We start from the raw sequence: 21,394 nt of genomic DNA on the forward strand, positions 1-21,394 counted from the left end.
TTGATCAACTGTGACATACGTACACCGCATATGAATAGTTGTTGGCATGACTTGCGGCCGACTATCAGCTATTCACATTCATACCGTTTTCCAATGTAAGTAAGCAGTATGAATTTCTATGGTGACGAATTACGCTGGACTACAACGAAGTTTTCGAGGACGACAGAAAGGGACGTTACTTCTACTTTAGAGGATCTATGCAAGCTACTATACACCATTGTTTGATTAATGCAATCAATTGTTAAGATAATCTTCAGTTATTTTCAGAAAATTCTGAATTCAAAATAGATATGTCCTCTGTAGTGACGATGTTTTTCTGCGGGATATCCCGTGATGTCTGGTACAATGGGATATAATGCTCATTCCACAAACTTGAACCATAAAAGCTCAGCAACCTGCTCTGATATATTGCTCCAGCTTCCCGGAATATCTTTTTGCAGATAAATGGTATCACCAGCTTTCACCTCGTACGTTTGATTTTCGACAGTCATCTCTAACCTGCCTGCAATAAGATACCCCAACTCCGCTCCTTTATGAGCGAAGAAATGACCAGGCACCTTTTTCCCAGGTCTAATTCGTAGCAGTGTCGCCTCTATCGGAGCATCGATGTCCGGTGGCAATAACAGGGAAGCTGTCGCGGCGTCCTTAACGTTTTTGGGTAAAGAGGTAACGGAACGACTATCTGCCGGATACACGAAGACGTCTTTTGGTGAACCGTGCTCTTTAAAGAGGGTGGCAACCTCCACAGAAAGATTTTCTGCGATACGAAACAGGGCTGGAAGAGATGGGTAAATGAGACTCTTTTCCACTTGTGAAATTGTGCTGGGGGTTACTCCTGTTAGCCTGGCCAGCTCCTTTTGGGAAATCCCCCGCATTAACCTGACAGATTTGATTTTTGCTCCAAGGTCAAAACGTGGCTTGAGCTGTCGCTGGCTCTCAAAAATGATGTTTGAACCTTCGCAGAGATACCCATGATGCTCATTGATGAATTTGGAGCTTCTCTTTTCTGCCTTGAGAAGCTTGAGCACGGATTTCCCGCGACGTACCGACAGATCAATAGCGACCTGGGCAATTTTGTTGATATGTGCTTTTAACTTGTTGGAGTGGGCACCTTTTTCGATCAACCAATACGCGATAGTATCCAGTTCGTAAAGTCGGGGACAGGTCTTGCTGTAAAAATGTATGACCTGCTCTTCTCCGCCCCATAACGATTGCATTCCCGTAAGGCTATCAAGAATAAAATGAACATCGCCTGAGAGGGTACCGTGGAGGCCATAAATCGCCTCACCGACATGGTCCGGGTTGGTCGGGTCATTTACCTTGATCACCTTGTATGGCCACAATGCGCCATTTTTTTCGTAGAATTTATTGAAAACCTCTGAACGATGTCCCTTACCATTCGTAAAACAATCGAGAATCGTCAGGTTCTGACTTTCAGCTCTCGAGCCGAGAAAAGAAACCAGATTTTTGGGTGATCGATCAAATGTCACATAAATTAATGGCCTTTGCCTGGCAAGTGTCTCATTAATGAAGTTGAGGCAGAATGCGGAAGAAAAACTACCGGCATCTTCGTACCAGAGCACATTGTCGCCGATATAAAGATCACCCAGGAGTCGATCCAGTTCTGAGATACCTGATGATACGCGCTTCTTTTTGGTACCGGGTACTGACATATCGCTCATTATATTTCCAATGGTCTTGTTGAAGCGATTAACTACGGTTTTGTAGATAGAAACACTGTAAGCCACGAGTTCCTTCAAGCCTAGCAAATAGACGAAAGTTCAGCAATGTCTTTCCCATACCATTGCTGTCACCCTGTATGCGTTGATTCGTCAGGGGCACCAGTCGTACATAAAGATAAGGGGAGACGATTAAGGGCTACTGTTTTCTGGAGGATCTGTTTTTTTAAGAAATATGCAGCAGAGCAAACATAATAATGAGGAGATGGAGATAGCAATAAATACGGAAAACACGCCAGAGAGCACTGCTGCCCTGAGTGTTTTAGCAGCAGCTAACGGGATACTTTGCTGAAATCCAGGTAAGAGTAGGTTCTCGACACTTTGCTGCAGACTGAGCAGGATTTTATTCGATAAAAGGGCAGAGGCCTGGTCAAGGGAACGAAACAGCCCTGTAGTTAGAAAACCTCCGCATATGGCCACTCCTATTGTCCCGCCGAGGGATCGGCCAAATTGGTGAAATGAAGTGACCACACCAAGGTGGGCCGTGTTGGCGCTGTTTTGTACGAGAATGAGCGTGGCAAGGGATACAAGCCCCATACCAGTGCCGACAATAAAAAATATCGTGAAACACTCAGGCATCGTAGTGTAGAGGCCAAATCGTATAGTCAGTAATGAGCCTGTCAGGAGAAATCCTCCTCCGGCAATAGCCCACGATCGTTCACTCCCTTGCTTTGATACCCTGCCAAAATAGAGGGATCCGAAAGACCATCCGAGACTGAGTGAAACCATGGCTAGACCAACCTGCATTGGTGAAAGAACCAGGCTTCCCTGGATATATAGCGGCGCATAGGCAAATAAAGAGAAGATTGAAAAGCTCGCCAGAAAGGTGGCTCCGTTCCCCAGGGTGAAGTTACGCTCTGAAAAAAAACGGAAGTCAATCATGGGGTCAATAGCTTTTCTTTCGGTGCAATAAAACAATATGCTACAGACGCATGTTATGCCCACCAACGATAGCATTGCTGGTGAGATCCACGCTATTTCTCGTCCGCCTGCAGTGAATATCATGAGAATGCCAAGGATGCTTATGGAAAACAGAAAGAGTCCGACAAAATCAATTGCTGCTGTTCTCTTGCTCTCCTCATGTGGCAGTTGTAGGAAAAATGCAATGCCGATCAGTGACACCATGCCAATGGGGATATTTATAAGAAATATCCAGCGCCAGGAAAAATAACTGACAATAAAACCGCCGAGAGTTGGTCCTATCACGCTGGAAATACCCCAGATGGAGCTACCCAGCGATAAGGTTCGTGCACGTTCCCCAGGTAGGGCGATTTTGGAGAGAACGATATAGACAAGGGCAAAGATCCCACCGGCCCCAATACCCTGAAAGACACGGCAAATAACAAGAAACGTCATTGACTTCGCCAGGCCAGCGGCAATGGAAGCCAGGATAAACAGGCTTATAGAGAAGAGGAATATGCTTTTATTGTTGTAGAGATCTGTAAGTTTGCCGAAAAACGGCAACGAAACAGCGCGGGCAAGAAAGTAGGCTGAATATACCCATGCATACAAGGCCAAGCCTCCTAACTCCGCTACAATGCTCGGCATAGCAGCAGACATTACAAGCGAGTCAAGCGCTCCGAGAAAAAGTGCGATCAGGGCCGCCGATATTGCCAGTGAACGTTCACGTGAAGACAGCGCTGTTCTTTCTTTTTCTATCCTCACATGTACACCATGACCGATAGGACCCTTTTATAGATAAACAAGGAGAACACTTAATATGTAATTGCTTTCATGACCCGCCTTTCAGATATAGCTTACTCTCTTCCAATGGACAGCTGCAACTTGTATCCAGAGAGTCGCATCTTTGTCTTTCGGATTGTTTCGGTACAATTATGGAAGGGGCAGGATGAATGTAACCAGTTAGAACGTGACCACATACTACCGCGGAAGTGGTATTTAAACTGCATTTTCTGATAAAAATTCATTCATAATTAATTTTTAATTGCTACAAAAGAGATTTCATAATAGGATTGCATCTCCAGAGAGTCGTATAAACAGGAACATCCGTCAGTAACCTAGCCCCCACCTTATTGGCCAACAGGAGGTCGCTATGTCTCTGTACCAACAAAAGATTCAAGTTTTGTCAATACTCTCCGACAATCTTGCCACTCGTCACCCCCAACTTGTCCCAACTGAAACCATTGCCGGGAAAATGGATATACAACTGTCGCAATTGCATCAGGTCCTGAAAAACATGAACGGGATGGGCATTATTCAAACGGACGTCGAACTGAAATACAATCTTATCACCCGGGAGGGGTTAAACTATTTAGGCGAGCAGCATATGTACATCCCCACCATCTTGCCGAAGTCCACTCTTAAATAACATAATATTTAGTGTGCTGTTTTTATCCATGAGGTTGCATGAATACATCTACACAGAACACCTATGATCATTATATAAAGGCGCTGATGGATATCAGCCAGGCAATTACCTCTGACCTGTTTTTGGAGGATCTGTTTAAACTGATTGTAATGGTTACTGCGAAGGTTACGGGAGTTGAGATATGCTCATTGTGGCTTGTGGACGAGAATGTGACGCCTCCGCTAATTCGGCTAAAAGCCACGCAATCATTTGAGCCGGAGTATGTGAAGGACAGGGCATTGCGGCTGCACGAGGGCGTCGTGGGGTATGTGTTGTCGACCCAGCGCCCATATGTGATTGATGATGTGAAAAACAATGACAAATTCAAAGAAAAGGAAATGGCCAACAGTCTGGGACTGGTCTCAATGGCCAGCATTCCCCTGCAAGGTAGAGATGGTGATGTTATCGGTGTCCTCAACTGCTTTACCAGTCAGGCACATGACTTCTCGAAAACAGATATTAATATGCTCAGCACCGTGGCAAACCAGGCAGCGGTCGCCATTCATAACACCGAACTCATTATCAGGACACGAGTCATAGAGCAGGAACTCCAGACCCGGAAACAAATTGAAAGAGCCAAAGAAATCCTTATGGACCGCCGTACAATGAACGGCGAAGAGGCGTATCGATGGATTCAGAAAAGGAGCATGGATACCCGTAAATCCATGCTGGAGATTGCAGAAGCACTAATTTTGTCAGAAGAGTTGTAACTTCTTTAGTTTTGTAGTGGCCACAATATCATTTCAGGAACGTATCAAGCTGTTTCTTAACAGTTTTTATTATTGACAATATAGTTAAGTTTAGCTACATTTATCATCCATAGTTCATTAGGCTTGCACAATGGCGTGCAGGTTCTTCTTGAGATGTAGACAACGGTGTCTGTTTCCTCACCCCAGAGGACGGATGCCGTTTTTTTTTGCGCCTATACAACGCTGCAACCTGCCTCCGCCCTAGGGGAAAAACGTCTTTGAATAGGAGGTTGGCATGAATTTCGTAGCATGACGTATAAGACATTGCTGTCCGAGGCTACCCCGCTGAGACTTACCTTCACGCTCCCGAGGTGACGTCATGCTTACCCTTCCTGTGGTACTGCACATCTATCTCCATTGAGAGTCACCATTACTGTAACCGGCATATCCTTTTGTATTCAGCCGGTAAGAGCGGATAGGAACTTTTCTCATACGGGATGCCACAAAAAGTATTTTCAATAACATGTTCTTAATGAAAAGGAGACAACCCAATGATCCAATGGCCTAAAATTAACGATGCTCTCGGGACTATTAATAGAGGCAATCCATGTGAATCCGGTTTATGCACTCTCTGCAGTTCTGATTGTAAAGGAAAATGTGAAACCTGGATGGCATCCTTGCGCGGCCGCAAAATGCTCTACCCTAGAAAATTCGGAAAAATAACTTCAGGTTCAGGTAATGTGACCTCTCTCGGTCTGGGATATCACGCCATGCGAATTCAGGGATACGCCTACGGCTCATCCGGGTTAAGTGAGGGAATGACAAAGAATCCAGATGATTGCGTTTTCCCAAACGCCAACACCGAAACGATTTTCGGTAATGAGATCAAGGCAAAATGCCGTGTCCCAATAATGACAGGTGCACTTGGTTCAACTTTTATCGCAACAAAATATTGGAACTCCTTTGCGACCGGTGCTGCAATCTGTGGATTTCCAATTGTTATTGGAGAGAATGTCGTAGGTGTTGACAGAGAATCCAAATTAGGAAATGGCAAGATAACATCGGCACCTGAGCTGGATAGGCGTATTGAAATTTTTCAAAGGTATAATGATGGATATGGTGCGATTTTCGTCCAGTTGAACGTTGAGGATACCCGTAATGGTGTGGCAGAGTATGTCATTGACAAATATGGAGATGATGTCATCATTGAGCTCAAGTGGGGGCAGGGAGCGAAGGTGATAGGTGGTGAAATACAGGTCAAATCGATCGACTATGCCCTGTTCCTGAAAGAGCGGGGTTATGTTGTCGACCCCGACCCGACAGATCCCACCGTACAAGCTGCTTTTGAGCGTCGTGCGATCACCGCCTTTGCCCGGCACAGCAGACTTGGATCCACTGAGCTGGATACCGTCGATCAGGTGCGAGAGTCCTTCATGCAATCAGTCGAATACTTGCGAAGTATTGGCTTCAAAAGGATATCACTTAAGACAGGCTCCTATGGAATGGAGGCCTTAGCGATGGCCATTCGATATTCTGCGGATGCTAAACTCGACCTCTTAACCATTGATGGATCGGGTGGTGGTACGGGGATGAGCCCTTGGAATATGATGGAACACTGGGGAGTACCCTCCCTGGCTCTTCATGCCAAGGCATATGATTACTGTAAAATTCTTGATGACAAGGGAATCAAGGTCCCCGATATCTCTTTTGCAGGCGGTTTTGCCCGCGAAGATCATATCTTCAAGGCACTGGCCTTAGGGGCTCCTTACACCAAATTGGTGTGCATGGGACGAGCACCGATGATACCCGGCTATCTTGGCAGCAACATAGAAGGGACGTTCTATCCTGAGAGGAGAACGGAGATAAGTGGCAACTGGGATGAATTGCCGCAAACCGTCAAGAGCTTCGGGAAGTATCCAGAAGAGATTTTCTCTGCCTGGGAGGATGTGAAGCATAAAGTGGGCGCCGATGAAATGAAAAATATTCCTTTTGGCGCCGTTGCCATAGCTGGATATGTTGACAAACTCACCTGCGGCCTACAACAATTGATGGCCGGAGTCCGTAAATTCAACTTATCAGAGATTACACGGGATGAATTATTCAGCGCCAACCGGGAAACGGAAGGCGAAACCGGAATTCCTTTCCTGACAGAAGCCCAGAAAGAATCAGCGGAGGCTATTCTTAATCGATAAGAAGGTAATGTTAGGTGGAAGGCACATCGGGTAGGATACTCGGTGTGCCTTTGTCAGTGGTTTAAGTCGCTCTACATTAGGGCTGATGCCCCATTGACCTGTTAAGGTAAGCCTCTATTTTTCTTTCCATACTATTTCAGTAAGAAATATCCAACATCTATATGGCCTTCCGATGTCAAGAGATAATATTCACCATTGAAGCGAAAAAAGGTCACAATTAACCGATTAACCAACGAAGTATCAGATCTTTTGACAACGAACTCGTTTGCTCCAACTTTTGTCTTCAATCGTGGGTTTCAGCGCCGTAAGCGTCTGCACCAAACATCTATAGGGATTACCTGATTTGCCACACTGCTCTTTGACAACCAGGGTGCTGTCTTCAGACAGCCTCAGAATATATTTCGAACCCTTATTCCGGCGCAGTCAAAGCTATCGGCTTGTTTCTAAAAGAAACATCCAGTTAGGGTGTCACTCGGATAAGGGGCAGAGCACGATCGTACGATTGTCAGCGATCTGTATGCTGAAAAGGAAAAGGGGAGGAGTGCCAATCAAAACCCATGAACTCCATGGTCTTAATCCACTCTTTGGGGGTGATCAACGTCACATACAAGGAATAAAGAGAGCCGGACTGACCGTAAATGGTTTCAGTTAGACAACAAGCTCCTCCTCCCCAATTCTCATGCTACCGCAAAAAATTTATCGATATCAAAAGCCTCCTTGTTCTTGAGCAGATAGTAAATTGCCCTTCCCAATTTGTGTGTATAAATCCCCAGAGCTTTTCCTTTGTTGTACTTTCTGGTGAGTTTTGAGACATAATATTTTGCCTGCTGTGAATCCCTGAGCATGAGGATTGCTGCCTCTTTAATGGCCCACTTGAGATGGTGATTACCGATTTTCTTGTTTGAATTTCCTGCCCATTTGCCGTCTGATACTTTGGTCGGTCTTATGAGTCTGGCATAGGAGGAAAAGTCCTGGACTCTTGGGAAGCGCTTTATGTCGTGGACTTCGTAAAGGATCACCAGGGCAAGTATCTGGCCGACCCCAGGAATTGAACGGAGCAGATAAAGGGAATGATAATCGTGCTGTCTTGCTGTTTTTTCAAGATGCCACTCAAGTTTACGCATCACCCCGTTGAGTGCCTGGATCATCTCAAGATTGACCTCAACGCTTTTGCGCACAGCAGGGTCGTCGAACCGCTCAGCGACACCGTCATGATTGAACTTACGGGTCAACTTTTTCTTCATCTGGGGAAGATTATACTGAGTGTTGGTGTTTTGAATATGAGCAACCAACTCCCCACAACGGCGTGAAATATACATTCTGCGCCTTAAGAGGTCACGGGTTGATCTCCACTCCTGCGGATAGGGGTAGGCTGTAGGGAAATTGCCGCCTTTTAAAAGTAAAGCAATCTTGTAGGAGTCGATTTTGTCGTTCTTGGTCTTGCTTCCGTGAATAGCCTTCATATACAAGGCGTGGCCAAGAGTGAAGGGGATGTTGTGTTGGGCACAGAAATCAGCGAGCCAATACCAGCAGAATACACACTCTACTCCAATGATAATGTCATCTAAAAAGGTCGTGATGAGTGAGAGCAGTTCATCGGGGTCTGTTTTAATGTTCTTGTGAACTTTAACTTCCCCTTTGCTATTGATAACGCAGACATACATTTTTCTGGCATGTAGATCGATTCCACAGTAATACTGATGTTGTTTGCTATAAAATTTCATGCTATGGCCTCCTTTGGGTGGTGGGGATGTGGTTGGTGGTACTTCCACAATCTTATCTCACCTGAAGGAAGGCCATAACTATTATCAAATGTATCCACTGCACCGGTTGTATCAGCTGGGATGACTTCCTCTTGCGGCATGAACAATCTATCGGTTTTTATGCCTATGGCATGTTTCCTCTTTCCAAATATCAGGATGAGAGAAATCTCAGGATATTTTGTAAAATAGTATCAATGGTCCTTTTCTGGCTCTTCTGGCATGGGAGTATTTCGTACTCAACTCGATTTACTACCTATCATTTTATGCTTTTTAACGGAAGATCGATGATCTGGAAGGTTATAGGTGCGGATTGGATACTATTTTTAATTTGAACTCAGTGGCAAAGGAAAGAATTTCAGTGGTTCCGTATACTTTGAAGGCTGTCGCAGAAAAAGTAAGAAATGGTTGCGGTGGAGTATGATTCAAATCGTGTAACACTAAAGGATTGTTCCCAATCCATAGGGTGGGATAATCATGCTTTCAGATAGGAAGAAGGGAATGATAGAGTTTAGTTGAAAACTTAAATATATTCTTTACAATCGAAAGGTAAAAACTTAAGGTGCCTAACAGCATGTGAGTATGTTTTTCCAGGTCCAAGACCGATTCAAATCTTAAAAAATATTGAGGAGATTAAAGTATGAGATCAATGATAATGACGATTTGCTTGATGCTGTGCACAACATCATTTGCAAGTGCTACTGAAAATCCTTTTATTCAATTCAACTCAGATGTTGAGAAAGCCTATGCTGTTTACCGGAAGGCCCTGTTTCAAACAAATAAAAACGATGCCGTGAAATCTGGTAATGCCAATAATATCTTCATTCAACAATGGCACCAGGTCAGGAAAACCTACGGCAGCAATCCACCCGAGGTTTTCAGTAGTGATCCAAAATGGGAGTCGACATTGTCAAACATAGAAGGAATTGCTCAAAAGAGTGCCGCTCAAATCCAGAACGGTAACCTTGCTGAAGCACATGAAATTTTAGAGGGTATAAGAGATGAGTTGACCGATTTGAGGAAACGAAATTCTGTTATTGTCTTCAGTGACCATGTCAATAATTATCATGAAGTGATGGAAAGGTTACTGGTTGGCGGCTATACGCCTGATAAGATCAATGAGGGTGCTCTTCGTGAAATCCGTGGTCAACTGGCTGTATTGGATTACCTGGGAGATGCCATAAAAGAAAATGCTCCTGCCAGATATAAAGAAGACCAGCAGTATCAAAAGTTGGAAAAAGGGTTGTTGGGTTCCCTGAAGGCATTGGATAAGGCTCTTGAGAGTGGAGATCCTGCAACAATCAGTAAATCTGTAAAAATGCTGAAGCCTGCTTACGCCAAATTGTTTGTCAATTTCGGTTAATCCGCGAAATCGAAAACAGGGAGCAGGAACGCGAGAAACCTTCCTAAGCCATATTTCTCATCCGTTCAGGGCGGTGCCGGATTCAAGGTTTCTGGCAGCAGAAGCTGGCAGGCTAATATCTACTGCTAAAGCACTGCCGGAGACCGTGCTGCATGAGAAATTCGGGCTGATCCCTGTTCGTTATTCAGTGCCAGGAGGCTGTCCGACAATAGGAATTTTCGTTCAGATCAAGGCAAATGGGAAAAATTACCGCAGGCATATAGCTAATATTCTGAGGATAATTTTTCGCGTTTAACGAAGAGATGGGCAAAAAAATTTCTCCGACACGCTCCTGGATGTCACTAACCCGGTTATAAAACATAACATAATACTGGAGCGACATGGCGGGGGCGGGTCTTTGGCGCTTGATTTTGTAAAGCCAGCTGCTCACCTGAGTTCCAATACCATCTCTACCATGTCTTCTCCCTCACCAGCAGGTAGTCGCTTAAAATGATACTTTTGTCCGAATTTTATCATTCGTGAGTTGTCCTTCATAATCTCCATCCAAAGCGTTTTTATCCCTACTTCCCTGGCCACCGCAAGACAATAATCCATGAGAATGCTGCCAATACCAAGTCTTTGCCACTGGTCGGCCACTACAAATGAAAGCTCTGCACTGTCAAGATCCGCAAACCTGTTCAATCGGACATCACCAATAATGTCGTTCTTATTCTTTGATAAAGCGGCGAGAAAAGCGAGGTCTCGATCATAGTCAACCTGGCAGAATCTGGCCAGGTTGACATGGGGCATGTTGAACCGGCGTTGGCCGAAACGGTAATAAGCGGATTCTGCAGACAGAGCTTCAAAAAAACTGCGTAACAGAGGCTCGTCTTCTCCGCGAATTGGGCGAACGAAGATTTCTGTTCCATCCTTTAGTAAGAAATATTTTTCATATTTGAAAGGGTATGGTGGGATTGAAAGATGCAAAGGGCAAAGGTCGCCTTTTGCCCATCGGTATTCTCTCGGTAATTTATTGTCGAGATGAATTGCCACATCACGGACTACGCATCCACTTTCCGGCAACAGGATAGGGTTAATATCAATTTCACCGATCTGGGGCAGAGCTATAAGTAATTGGGAAAAGCGTACAAGTATTTCTTCCAGATACCCTAAAGCTTCTTGGTGAGAAGGTATCTTTCTGAGGTAATGATAAATTTTTGTTTCTTCCATCATCCGTCTGGCGAGGGTCTGGTTGAGAGGGGGGAGCCCAATCGAGAAATCCTTCTCCGCTTGCAGGTACTCTCCCCCCAAACCGAACAGGATCACTGTCCCAAAGCTCAAGCTTTTTTTGGCACCGATAGCAAGTTCATATCCACTCATGGTGACCATCGGCTGAATGGTGACCCTAGCCTCAGGATCTTTGAGGGAATTAACCAGATCATGTTGAACGGCGAAGTGCTCCCGTACCTGTTGCTCATCTTTCAGGTCTACAGCTATCCATGATTTATGGCGTTTGCTGCGGTCCATTCCTGAATCGATTTTCATCACCACCGGATAGCCAATTCGCCGGGATGCCTGAACAGCCTGTTCTGCACTATTGACTCTGACAGTTTCAAGTACCGGGATGCCATACGCTCTAAGGAGTTCACCGGCCTCATCAGCATGGAAAGCAAATCGTTTCTGCGCGAGGCAGTCTCTAATGATTTTTTCCGCATTTTCAAAATCCGGAGAGAAATCATTGAGTATCATTTCAGGGGTTTCCTGCAAAAGTTGGAGGTTGTAATCATATCGGTACATATACATGAAGCTTTTAACAGCCTGTTCGGGGGTGTAGAAGGTAGGAATACCTCTTCTGTTAAGAAAATCTATTGCCTTCATAGCAGTCTTCTCACCACCCCATGTAGTAAACAAGGGAGTATGAGGATGGTGTTTGGTCGCGGTAACAATTGCCTCAGCAATCTTCTTCAAGTCGATACCGGGGAAGGGAATACAGATCACCAGGACACCATCAACCTCAGGATCCTGTAAACAGTTTGAAATGGCAAGGTGGTAGTCAGCAGATGATGAATCTGTGAGGAGATAAAGCGGGTTGTGCAACTCCAGTTTTAGTGGCAAATTCTCAGTGATACGATCCAGGGTTTTTTTGCTCGGGGATGCCAACGAGCCCCCCATCCCTTCCAATACATCGATGGCCATCTCCGAGGGAGGGGTGGAATTTGTTATGATGAGTAGTCGTGTCCCTTTCGGGCGATTCTGCTTAGCAATGGTCTCGGCCATATCCAGAAGATCGGCCATATTGTTGACTCTGAGGCTACCGGCTCTTTTGAACATAGCCTCATAAATGAGATCTTCCTCGGCAAGAGAACCGCAATCGGTGCGTGCCAGCAGGGAGAAATCCTCGGATTTACCGGACTTGACAGCGACAATCGGTTTGGTCCGTGCAAAATTCCGGATCGCGGTCATGAATCTTCGGCCATTGTTGATAGTCTGAACATGAAGAAAAATAGCCCTGGTACTGCTATCTCTGCCTAGAAAATCAATCATATCGGCGAGATTCACATCAAGTTTTGAGCCAAGCGAGATAAAATAACTGAATCCAACATTCTTACTTATTGCATGTTCCAGAAATGACGAAGAAAAGAGACCGCTTTCTGAAATAAAGGCGATATTGCCTTTTGATGGCATCTCCGGATACAGGCTGGCGTTGAGATTGGTAGCGGGCCTGAGAAAGCCAAGAGAGTTTGGCCCCAATACCCTGCATCCGTGCTTTGACGCCAGTCTCCTGATTTGGTCAGAAATGAGATAGGCATGCTTGACACGGTATCTGTAATCAGGGGCTAATATTGCGACTCCTTTCACACCTTTCTCGCCGCAATCTTTGAGAACTGATGGCAGGTTTTCAGGTTCCGTTGCCACCATGGCCAGCTCGATTGGCTGGGGGATATCCTTGACGGATTTATATGCTTCGACCCCCTGGATACCGTTCATATCTGGGTGAATTGGATGAACAATACCTTTGAATCCTTTGCCGATCAGGTTCCTGAAGATATGATATCCTAAGGACTTATTGTCCTCACTTGCGCCAATAACGGCTATTCTCTGCGGATTGAAGAGTATGTCAAGATTCTTGATCGACATATGCCATTTCCTGCCAGAAGGGAGAAACGCATAACTCAGGGCGATAAGAAGTCACTGTTGAAACCGAAACTATAATAATCCCACCGAATGGAGCGGGATTCTTTTCTGTTCCTGGGAGCGTGTCGGAGAAAACTCTTTTGACTCATCTCTTCGTTATTTACAGAAAACTTATGCAGGCAATATCAGTTATATGGCTGTGCTGCATTTTCTGTAATTGCCTCGAGCTGAGCCAAAATGGCAATTCTCCCACACACTCCTGACAAAGGGTAACAAACTAGAAGATCGTTTCTGAAGAACTCACTCAAAGTTTACCTTAGATGCGAGGTAAAGACAAATTATGGGAAATCGTTTCATCACTTCTCATGCATACAGAAACGGAAATTGAAAATTTTCGGAAGATAGTAAGATTGTCAGTAGTGAAGACACCTCTTTAATTATACACATTAATTGAATGCTTCTACTGTTCATTTCGAACGAATACCTGTCCTTGATAGTGTCTCAACTTCCCTTATCTTATGATACCTGGCAAACACCTGAATTAACGGGTGTTTGCCAGAATGATGAACCGTTATGACGTATCAGGTAAAAGTATGACAGCTGCTACAAGTCAGTCCTTTTTCGAAGTGTTTTTTATGTCCTTCATCATATCGCCAAGATTTATTTTCATGGCAACTGCTACACAGTGTGTTTTGAGGTTTGACAAATCCTGTTGGTTCCGAGGTATGACAGCTCGTACATGAAATACTTAATTGTCGATGCTTCTGATGCATGTTTTCCCATTGAAGACTCTTTTGTGAATGACACAAAGTGCATGATTTAACAGTTTCCGGTGTCTGGTGATAACCGAGTTCATCAAAAGGAAGTATGCCATAACCATCCGGAGTATTCCCGGTGCCATTATGACATTCTGTACAGGATGGGGCTTTATCCTTGGAATCAACTCCGTGGGTAATCAACATTTCGGCATCTGCTTCAACTAAAGAATAATTTCCTGTCATACCTTGCTCTTCCATACCTTTTTGCACAGCAAGATCGAAGTCCCCTGTCATGAACATCCACATGATGGATGGAGGGACGATTTCACCACTTTCATGTAAAGGCATTATGCTGAAATGACGCTTAATTGGAACAATTGAAGAGTTTCCGTCAAAGGGGGAGCCATGAGCCTTGGCCATGGCAAGGAAACCTCTCTCATCCAGTGTTATTTTCTCTCCGATATTATATACATAGGATGTCCCGTCAAACCATACATATTCGGGCTTTTGGTTAGCTGCTTTGATCTCTTCACCGACAAAACCACCTTGCCCCGAACAAAACGCAGGGTTCCAGACGGGAATTCTCCAGTCTCTTGAGAGTTCTGTCGCACCACCTTTTGCATATTCACGAATATGGCAGACCTGGCAACTTACCTGTCCTTCTGCATGCCTGTTGAGGGTCGCATTTTGGTGTGGACTTTTGGTATGACACTCCTGACAACTCGTCGTGGAAGTCTCGGTTTGCCTGAGATCAATACCTCGGCCGGCAATCTTATGTTTTTGATCTGCATGACAATTTACACATGATAAATTTGCCCCATCTTTTGACAAATGAAAATCTTCATCAATACCTGGGTCTGCGGAACTGAGTCCCATGTCTCCGCGTTTGGTCCAGTCACCACCCCCTGCTTTTGCGTGACAGCGCAAGCAGGATTTTGAAGTTGGCACATGCACTGTTCTTGCTACATTTACCATATCTGTACCGGCAGGCATTTTATCGTAGTCAGGTATCGTAAGATAGTTGCCTAATTCATCCACCTTGCCGAAAACGTAGGTTTTTGTTTCACCATAAATATTTGTTACTGTCTCAGTGTTGTTCGAGTCTGGGACAAATTTTCTTTGATAAGTGTCACTGTGGCACATTAGACAATCAACGTCTTTGGCCTCAGGAGGGTGAGGGGCGTTTCCATCAGCACGTACATGGCAGGAATAGCACGCACCTTTTGAAGATACTGCATAGGTACAGAATGAATTAATGCCACCGACAGCTTTCCCTAATTCTTCGCCATTCGTATTAGTGAGGTTCGGTGTTGGTCCAGACCATTTCATGTGTAAGCTGTCGAGCATTTCAGCTGCTTCTTCCTGGTGACAGGTAATACAGGTGAGAGGGCCGTTGTATTCAACTATAGTATTGTGGGCGGGTATTGGACCTTCGACCCATCCACCATCTGATGGTGGATCTGGTTGCGGGTCATCTGCAACTGGGTCAATTACAGAGAAAGTTGCAGTTGCCGCAAGGGCAGCTTTTCGATCGCTTAGCATGCAGGTAAAGACCCATTCCCCGGCTTCAACATCAGTTGGTATAAAATAGCTGAAATTAGCAATAACTCCAGTGATCGCCATTTCGGTCTCATTCAGGATAACATCGTTTTGCGCGTTCCTGATTTCAACGGTTGCCGATTGAAGTCTTCTTTTCCAGTCTCCGACCCCAACACATTGAAAATTTACTTGTTCACCAATGAGTACTTGTTCAATGTCTGTTGACATCTCGATACTCCGATCAGCTGCTAAGCTAGATGTGCTTAGAGCTATCGCAATAACTGCTGAAATTACATACAATTTCATATGATACCTCCGTTAAATTTACCACATGAAAACCCATATATTTAACTCGAATATGGGCCTTCCAAAGTTCGCCTCCTTTTTTATGAAGCAATTATGGTGCCACAATGTGATAGAGGGGCTGGTGGTCTTTTTGCGAGTTAGAGCAAAACGAGGTTTACTGTTTTGGGATACCTTTTGGTATGCGTTATGTAATCCGGTTCGTAACTAATTCTATTTAATAGAACTGTTTAATATTGCTTTTGTTGAATCAATCCACTACTGGCATAATTCACATATATCTCAGATAGAGTATGTCGATAGTTGATGCTTTGGTAACAGTCCTGTTTTCGGGTTGAGAAACATACTGTAACATGCTGATTATGTATGATATGTCTGGGATTTCAATTTGTATTAAATTGTCTGGTATATATTTAAGGATCATTGGTTTGAAAGCTGAAAGGGTAAGAGGAAGTGTGCAAAAAATGGTAAGCTCCTTTACGTTGGAGGTACGTATTTTTGCTTCATTGCGCACATCTGATGAGAGATCCTCTGCTTATGAAAAGGCACAACTCACTAATATGAAGAATGATAATTAAAGTTAAAAGAAGTAACGAATGAATACACTCGACATGTAAAGTTAGTAGGCAGTTTTAAGAGAAAGAAACGTCATTCTCCTCCCAAAAGCAAACTGGCACCTTGTCTTACACGGACGTACACATGATCTCTGCAATTAACGATTGCAGTTCTGTTCACGAAAAGAGCAATCCCAAGAGCCCTCCAGAACGTTATTCTTCTAAAATAAACTCATGTGGTGAGTACTACGGTGATGTGAGAGAAAAATCCTCGGCAGCATGAACCTGCGATTAAAAAATCAGCATATCACCTAATTACAGAGAAAAGCGCATAAGCTATCGAACCACCTAACATGCTGTTATGACATTAATAGTGTAAATTGTTAACTGAAACAAAATTGTTATGATTCAATATAATCATTGCGCATTTATGTCATTAAATTAGCATAAGTAAAACATAACAAAGTGTTATAATTTGACGAAAATAAGGGTATATAGGGTAGATAGTATTATATCATGATCTTTCGGATTGATATGATATTTTGTTTCTAATTGCTGATTTCGCAGATCTAATTGCGAATAGTTGGACCAAAATGAGGGGGCCATTGAAAGATATTTGTCAATTTATAAGAGACTCTCGTGAAGAGGTTCTACATTTCCGAAGAGATTTTCACGCCAATCCTGAACTTGGCTTGGCAGAGCACCGCACTGGAAAAATTGTCGCTGATTATCTCTCTGAATGTGGTCTTGAGGTTTGTCGTCTCAACAGTACAGGTGTTGTTGGTCTCTTGCGCGGAGAAGGTAAAGGACCAACCCTCTTAATGCGTGCAGATATGGATGCATTGCCAATACAGGAGGAGAATGAGACCATATATTCTTCTACTGTTGATGGTGTGATGCATGCCTGTGGGCATGACGCCCATACCGCAATGCTCATGGTGGCAGCAAAATATTTAAGTCGGAGAAAGTCAGAACTGAACGGCAATATAAAATTTGTATTTGAGCCAAATGAAGAGAATATAGGCGCGCTTGGTATGATCGAAGAGGGTGTGTTGGATAATCCGAAGGTTGACGCCTGTGTTGGACTTCATGTCTGGAGCCCTCTGGAATCAGGAAAGATTGGAGTTAAGGCTGGTCCGGTCATGGCAGGGATGCAGCACTTTAAAATCACAATCACGGGAAAAGGCGGACACACGGCAACACCGCAAAGTGCAATCGACCCTGTTCTGGTCTCAGCTGCAGTAATCCAGGCAGTGCAAACCATTCAAACACGTGAACTCGATGCTCTCCATGAGCCGACGGTAATAATGTTTGGATCCATCGCAGGTGGTTCAGCAGCTAACATAATTCCCGACTCTGTGACCATGGAAGGTACAATTCGTTACCTTTATGATGGTGATGACAATGGTGAAAACAGTCCGCTTTCACGTTTTAGAAGAATTGTAAAAGGGGTTTGTGAAACCTATCGAGCAGATCATGAACTTGAATTTCCATATGGACACCCAACTGTAGTCAATGATCCCTCATTCTCCAGTTTTTTCACCTCAAGGGTCGCTGGCAAAATGTTACCAGAACTAGAAGTTGAGCCTTTGGTCACTTTGGCCGGAGAGGATTTTTCTGAGTTTGCATCTCGTGTTCCCGGACTCTTTTATTTTCTGGGTGCTGGAAAACCAGGAGTTGAAATTTTTCCACATCACCATCCCCGTTTTGATATTGATGAGAGCATCTTGGAAGTGGGTGTGGAACTTCATATACGTACAGCGCTGGAGTATTTGGAATAATAGCGGAAAGTAGGAAGTACAAGGAAAAGCTTGGCTAAATCGCTTTGCTTGACAAGGACGATGTCCCAAAACAGAAAGGAGGAGGATTGTGAGAAAATTTACAAGTTTGTTGGTGGTACTTATGCTGTTTTATTCGGTGGTGAATGGTTTCGCCTCTGATTACACCGGTAAGGCAATTAAGGCAAAACTGGCATCCGAGGAAATTGAAGGGGACTTCATGACCGTTTGGGCCAGAAATTTTGCGGCACACATGAAGGAATGGTCAGGAGGCAAAATAGAGATCGATGTCTATCCATATGGGACTCTTGGGGAAAATGGGGATATTAATGAGCTGTGCCAGTTAGGTGTTGTTCAGTTTGTTTTTTCAGACTATGCCTGGATCAGCTCATTTGTTCCCCAGGCACAGGTCCTTACCCTCAACTATCTCTTTCCTTCTGAAAACATTTCGGAAACTCTCGACTGGATGGTGAGAGAGGGGGAGTTCATGCCTCTCCTGGAAAAGAAATTCCGTGATAATGGCATGGTCCCATTTTCGATAATGTTTGAGGGCTGGCAGTGGATCGGTTCACAAAAACCTATTAACAAAATGGCTGATCTCAAAGGACAGAAAATCAGGCTCATGTCATCAAAAATGCTTGTAGAGGACTACCGGGCCTACGGTACCAGTCCAACACCAATGAATTATGGTGAAATTTATAGCGGATTACAGATGGGGCTCATAGACGCACAGGTTCAACCTCTTTTTGCCCATTACAGCATGAAGTTTTATGAAGTTGAAAACTATATCACCAAAATCGGCAACGAGCCGTTCTTAGGTATTCCTACTGTTAACAAGGAGTTCTTTGATTCCCTCACTCCTGAAGCTCAGCAGGAAATGAGAAATTTCTGGATCAACGCCATCATTCCTGCAGGAAAATGGATCGAAGAGAAAAATATGGAAGACAAGGCGAAAATGCAGAAAGCCAATCCTGAGTTGAAATTTGCAACTTTGGAAGGAGAGGCCCTGGAAGAGTTCAAAGCAGCGGCAAAAACTGTCTACCCGAAGTTTGTTGATATCGGTGGAGAAGGATCTCAAGAGGTGCTTGATGCTTTGTTGAAGGATGTAAAGGCAGCTAAAGAGGTTGTAAAATAGACTACCTCGGAAAGCAAAGTCACTACTGCAGTTCCATAATGATAGCCTGGACATGCCCAGGCTATCATTTTTTTAATGTAAAATATAGCGAGTGGCATGGTGCGTAAGCTACTGTTTTTGTATTTTTTGTTGGATACATAATCTGTATAAAGTTGAACAAGGTGAATCGATGAAAGGAAAGGGGGAAATCAACGGGCCGACCGGTTTTCTAAAGCGCTTTAACCGACGTCTTGGAAAAATTATTAATGGGTTTGAGGTTTCCATTCTGGTCTTTTGCGTGGCTGCACTCGCTGTATTACTCATAGCCAATGTTTTCTGCAGGACATTCTTTCAAAGTATTTACTTTGCTGAAGAAATATCCAAATTTCTGGTGATCCTGATAACATTTACAGGGGTCAGTTACGGTGTACGCAAGGCAAGACATATTCGAATGGGAGCCTTATTAGATGCAATGCCCCCAAAGGTGGAAAAAGTCTTTATCATCTTCATATCCCTTATCAGTGCCATTACCATGGCGATAATGGCCTGGTTCTCGTACAAATATTTACTTAATGCCATGAATATGTCTCACAGAACGCCAGCTCTGCGTGTTCCGACCTGGACCTTTTATATAATTGTCCCTATCGGTTTCGGTCTGGCGTCTATCCAGTATTTACGGACTATAATTAAAAATTTAACCGAGAGTGATCCCTGGCAGTCGCCGGACCAAAAGAGTGAATATGAGGAAGAACAGATTGAGGGGATGCCATAATGATGCTTTTTGGTATTAATCTGGCCTCAATGCTGCTGATTGGTTTTCCTTTTATGGTGATCCTGCTGGCATCATTGATTCTTTACCTGGTCGTCTATATGCCTGAAATGGCGCCGAAGCTTATTCTTATCATGGTGCAGCAGGTAATTACCGGTATTTCACCGCCAACTCTGGTCTGTGTACCAATGTTTATCCTGAGCGCCAGTATTGTCACATCTGGTGAATCTGCCAAAAAGCTCATACGCATGTTACTGACTTGTGTCGGACACCTGCCGGGGGGGCTTCCTATTACAACTAATGCCAGCTGTACGCTGTTCGGTGCCGTTTCAGGATCAACCCAGGCAACCGTTGCAGCTATTGGTGGCACGATGAGACCCATGTTGCTGAATGCCGGCTATCCCAGCTCTTTTACCCTGGGTTTAATCATAAACTCGAGCGATATTGCCTTTCTGATTCCGCCAAGTATCGGCTTTATCGTATATGGTGTTGCCACAAGTACTTCGATTGGCATGCTGTTTTTGGCTGGAATCCTACCAGGGCTTCTCATTCTATTGTTATTTTCCATTTACTGTTACGTTTATTCCAAAGCAAAAAAGATACCTTTGCTCCCTAAAGCAAGCTGGAATGAAAGGTATGCTGCCCTTAAGGATGGCATGCCTGTCATGGGTTTTCCCTTCATTGTTGTTGGAGGCATTTATACCGGGTATTTCACCCCCACCGAGGCGGCAGCAGTTTCAGTACTCTATGCACTTATTTTAGAAACACTGGTTTACCGAAGTTTAACTTTTAACAAAACCGTTGACGCTTTTCTTCAAACCGGAATTATCACAGGAGTGGTGTTCATCCTTGTCGGAGCTGGACAGGCCTTCTCCTGGCTCATTGGATTTCTCCAGATTCCACAGCAGTTTCTGCCACCACTTTTCGGCCCGGATCCATCAATGCTATGGGTTATTATGATTGTAGTCTGTGTATATTTTGTGGCCTGCATGTTTGTTGACCCTATTGTGGCGATATTTATCCTCAGCCCTATTTTTCAACCCTATGTTGTTGGTGCAGGGGTAGATCCCATCCTGTTAGGAACGCTTGTCACACTTCAGGCTGCAATTGGTTCAGCAACACCGCCATTTGGCTGCGACATATTTACTGCACAGCTGATATTCAGGAGACCCTATCTTGAGGTAATTGGACATGCACTGCCGTTTTTGCTCATACTTATCCTGGTTACAGTACTGTTAGTAGTATTCCCCCAAATAGCACTGTTTTTGCCTCATCTCATGATGAATTAGAAAGACACAATTTGTAGAGAGTTATCAGTTTTTAGGGGACAATGAGGATTAGACTGAACCTTGGT

Annotated in this window: 13 protein-coding genes; 8 read left to right on the plus strand and 5 right to left on the minus strand. The window is 44.2% G+C overall.

Annotated features, from left to right (window positions below):
* Window positions 1-359: 359 nt before the first annotated feature.
* Both GA520_RS06760 and GA520_RS06765 read right to left on the minus strand, forming a co-directional pair.
* Window positions 360-1,682 carry a helix-turn-helix domain-containing protein gene (locus GA520_RS06760; RefSeq protein ID WP_240910187.1) on the minus strand — a complete coding sequence of 441 codons (1,323 nt, stop codon included), beginning with the start codon at window positions 1,680-1,682 and terminating at the stop codon, window positions 360-362.
* Between the two features lie 189 nt (window positions 1,683-1,871).
* Window positions 1,872-3,404, minus strand: a complete 1,533-nt coding sequence (locus GA520_RS06765; RefSeq protein WP_240910186.1) for an MFS transporter — start codon at window positions 3,402-3,404, stop codon at window positions 1,872-1,874.
* Window positions 3,405-3,792: 388 nt separating this feature from the next.
* On the opposite strand from GA520_RS06765, the gene GA520_RS06770 reads away from it, so the two are divergent.
* From GA520_RS06770 to GA520_RS06780, 3 genes are all read left to right on the plus strand, one after another.
* Entirely contained in the window at window positions 3,793-4,068 is a 276-nt protein-coding gene (locus tag GA520_RS06770) for a hypothetical protein (protein ID WP_163338963.1), read from the plus strand.
* A 38-nt stretch (window positions 4,069-4,106) separates the two neighbouring features.
* Window positions 4,107-4,817: a GAF domain-containing protein gene (locus tag GA520_RS06775; RefSeq protein WP_163338962.1), complete on the plus strand. Its 711-nt coding sequence runs from the start codon at window positions 4,107-4,109 to the stop codon at window positions 4,815-4,817.
* Between the two features lie 530 nt (window positions 4,818-5,347).
* Window positions 5,348-6,988: a glutamate synthase-related protein gene (locus GA520_RS06780; protein WP_240910185.1), complete on the plus strand. Its 1,641-nt coding sequence runs from the start codon at window positions 5,348-5,350 to the stop codon at window positions 6,986-6,988.
* A 677-nt stretch (window positions 6,989-7,665) separates the two neighbouring features.
* Here GA520_RS06780 and GA520_RS06785 read toward each other — a convergent pair.
* The gene (locus GA520_RS06785) at window positions 7,666-8,712 is read right to left on the minus strand and encodes an IS110 family transposase (protein ID WP_163341219.1); all 1,047 of its coding nucleotides are present in this window, start codon (window positions 8,710-8,712) and stop codon (window positions 7,666-7,668) included.
* Between the two features lie 676 nt (window positions 8,713-9,388).
* Between GA520_RS06785 and GA520_RS06790 the strand changes: the two genes are divergently transcribed.
* Window positions 9,389-10,111, plus strand: coding sequence for a hypothetical protein (locus GA520_RS06790; protein ID WP_163339389.1), 723 nt, complete (start codon window positions 9,389-9,391; stop codon window positions 10,109-10,111).
* A gap of 426 nt (window positions 10,112-10,537) precedes the next feature.
* Here the strand turns inward: GA520_RS06790 and GA520_RS06795 are convergent, their stop codons facing one another.
* Both GA520_RS06795 and GA520_RS06800 read right to left on the minus strand, forming a co-directional pair.
* Window positions 10,538-13,228, minus strand: a complete 2,691-nt coding sequence (locus GA520_RS06795; protein WP_163339390.1) for a bifunctional acetyl coenzyme A synthetase (ADP forming), alpha domain/GNAT family N-acetyltransferase — start codon at window positions 13,226-13,228, stop codon at window positions 10,538-10,540.
* Window positions 13,229-13,806: 578 nt separating this feature from the next.
* Window positions 13,807-15,828: a hypothetical protein gene (locus GA520_RS06800; RefSeq protein WP_163339391.1), complete on the minus strand. Its 2,022-nt coding sequence runs from the start codon at window positions 15,826-15,828 to the stop codon at window positions 13,807-13,809.
* A 1,093-nt stretch (window positions 15,829-16,921) separates the two neighbouring features.
* Here GA520_RS06800 and GA520_RS06805 point away from each other — a divergent pair.
* From GA520_RS06805 to GA520_RS06820, 4 genes are all read left to right on the plus strand, one after another.
* Entirely contained in the window at window positions 16,922-18,160 is a 1,239-nt protein-coding gene (locus GA520_RS06805) for an amidohydrolase (protein ID WP_240910208.1), read from the plus strand.
* 88 nt (window positions 18,161-18,248) lie between these two features.
* Complete coding sequence (gene dctP, locus GA520_RS06810) at window positions 18,249-19,292, plus strand: TRAP transporter substrate-binding protein DctP (RefSeq protein WP_240910209.1); 1,044 nt, start codon at window positions 18,249-18,251, stop codon at window positions 19,290-19,292.
* Window positions 19,293-19,461: 169 nt separating this feature from the next.
* The gene (locus tag GA520_RS06815) at window positions 19,462-20,043 is read left to right on the plus strand and encodes a TRAP transporter small permease (RefSeq protein WP_163339392.1); all 582 of its coding nucleotides are present in this window, start codon (window positions 19,462-19,464) and stop codon (window positions 20,041-20,043) included.
* On the plus strand, window positions 20,043-21,329 hold the full coding sequence (locus GA520_RS06820; protein ID WP_163339393.1) for a TRAP transporter large permease: 1,287 nt from the start codon (window positions 20,043-20,045) through the stop codon (window positions 21,327-21,329). Before GA520_RS06815 ends, GA520_RS06820 begins: the two co-directional genes overlap by 1 nt.
* The last annotated feature ends 65 nt before the right edge of the window (window positions 21,330-21,394 follow it).

The sequence above is a fragment of the Desulfopila sp. IMCC35008 genome (genome assembly GCF_010646885.2).
Lineage (GTDB): Bacteria > Desulfobacterota > Desulfobulbia > Desulfobulbales > Desulfocapsaceae > Desulfopila.

What these genes read in the sequence shown, in the direction of transcription:
- GA520_RS06760 (WP_240910187.1), bottom strand. Translation starts at nt 1,682, where the DNA reads ATGAGCGATATGTCAGTACCCGGTACCAAAAAGAAGCGCGTATCATCA.
- GA520_RS06770 (WP_163338963.1), top strand. Translation starts at nt 3,793, where the DNA reads ATGTCTCTGTACCAACAAAAGATTCAAGTTTTGTCAATACTCTCCGAC.
- GA520_RS06775 (WP_163338962.1), top strand. Translation starts at nt 4,107, where the DNA reads ATGAATACATCTACACAGAACACCTATGATCATTATATAAAGGCGCTG.
- GA520_RS06780 (WP_240910185.1), top strand. Translation starts at nt 5,348, where the DNA reads ATGATCCAATGGCCTAAAATTAACGATGCTCTCGGGACTATTAATAGA.
- GA520_RS06785 (WP_163341219.1), bottom strand. Translation starts at nt 8,712, where the DNA reads ATGAAATTTTATAGCAAACAACATCAGTATTACTGTGGAATCGATCTA.
- GA520_RS06790 (WP_163339389.1), top strand. Translation starts at nt 9,389, where the DNA reads ATGAGATCAATGATAATGACGATTTGCTTGATGCTGTGCACAACATCA.
- GA520_RS06795 (WP_163339390.1), bottom strand. Translation starts at nt 13,228, where the DNA reads ATGTCGATCAAGAATCTTGACATACTCTTCAATCCGCAGAGAATAGCC.
- GA520_RS06800 (WP_163339391.1), bottom strand. Translation starts at nt 15,828, where the DNA reads ATGAAATTGTATGTAATTTCAGCAGTTATTGCGATAGCTCTAAGCACA.
- GA520_RS06815 (WP_163339392.1), top strand. Translation starts at nt 19,462, where the DNA reads ATGAAAGGAAAGGGGGAAATCAACGGGCCGACCGGTTTTCTAAAGCGC.
- GA520_RS06820 (WP_163339393.1), top strand. Translation starts at nt 20,043, where the DNA reads ATGATGCTTTTTGGTATTAATCTGGCCTCAATGCTGCTGATTGGTTTT.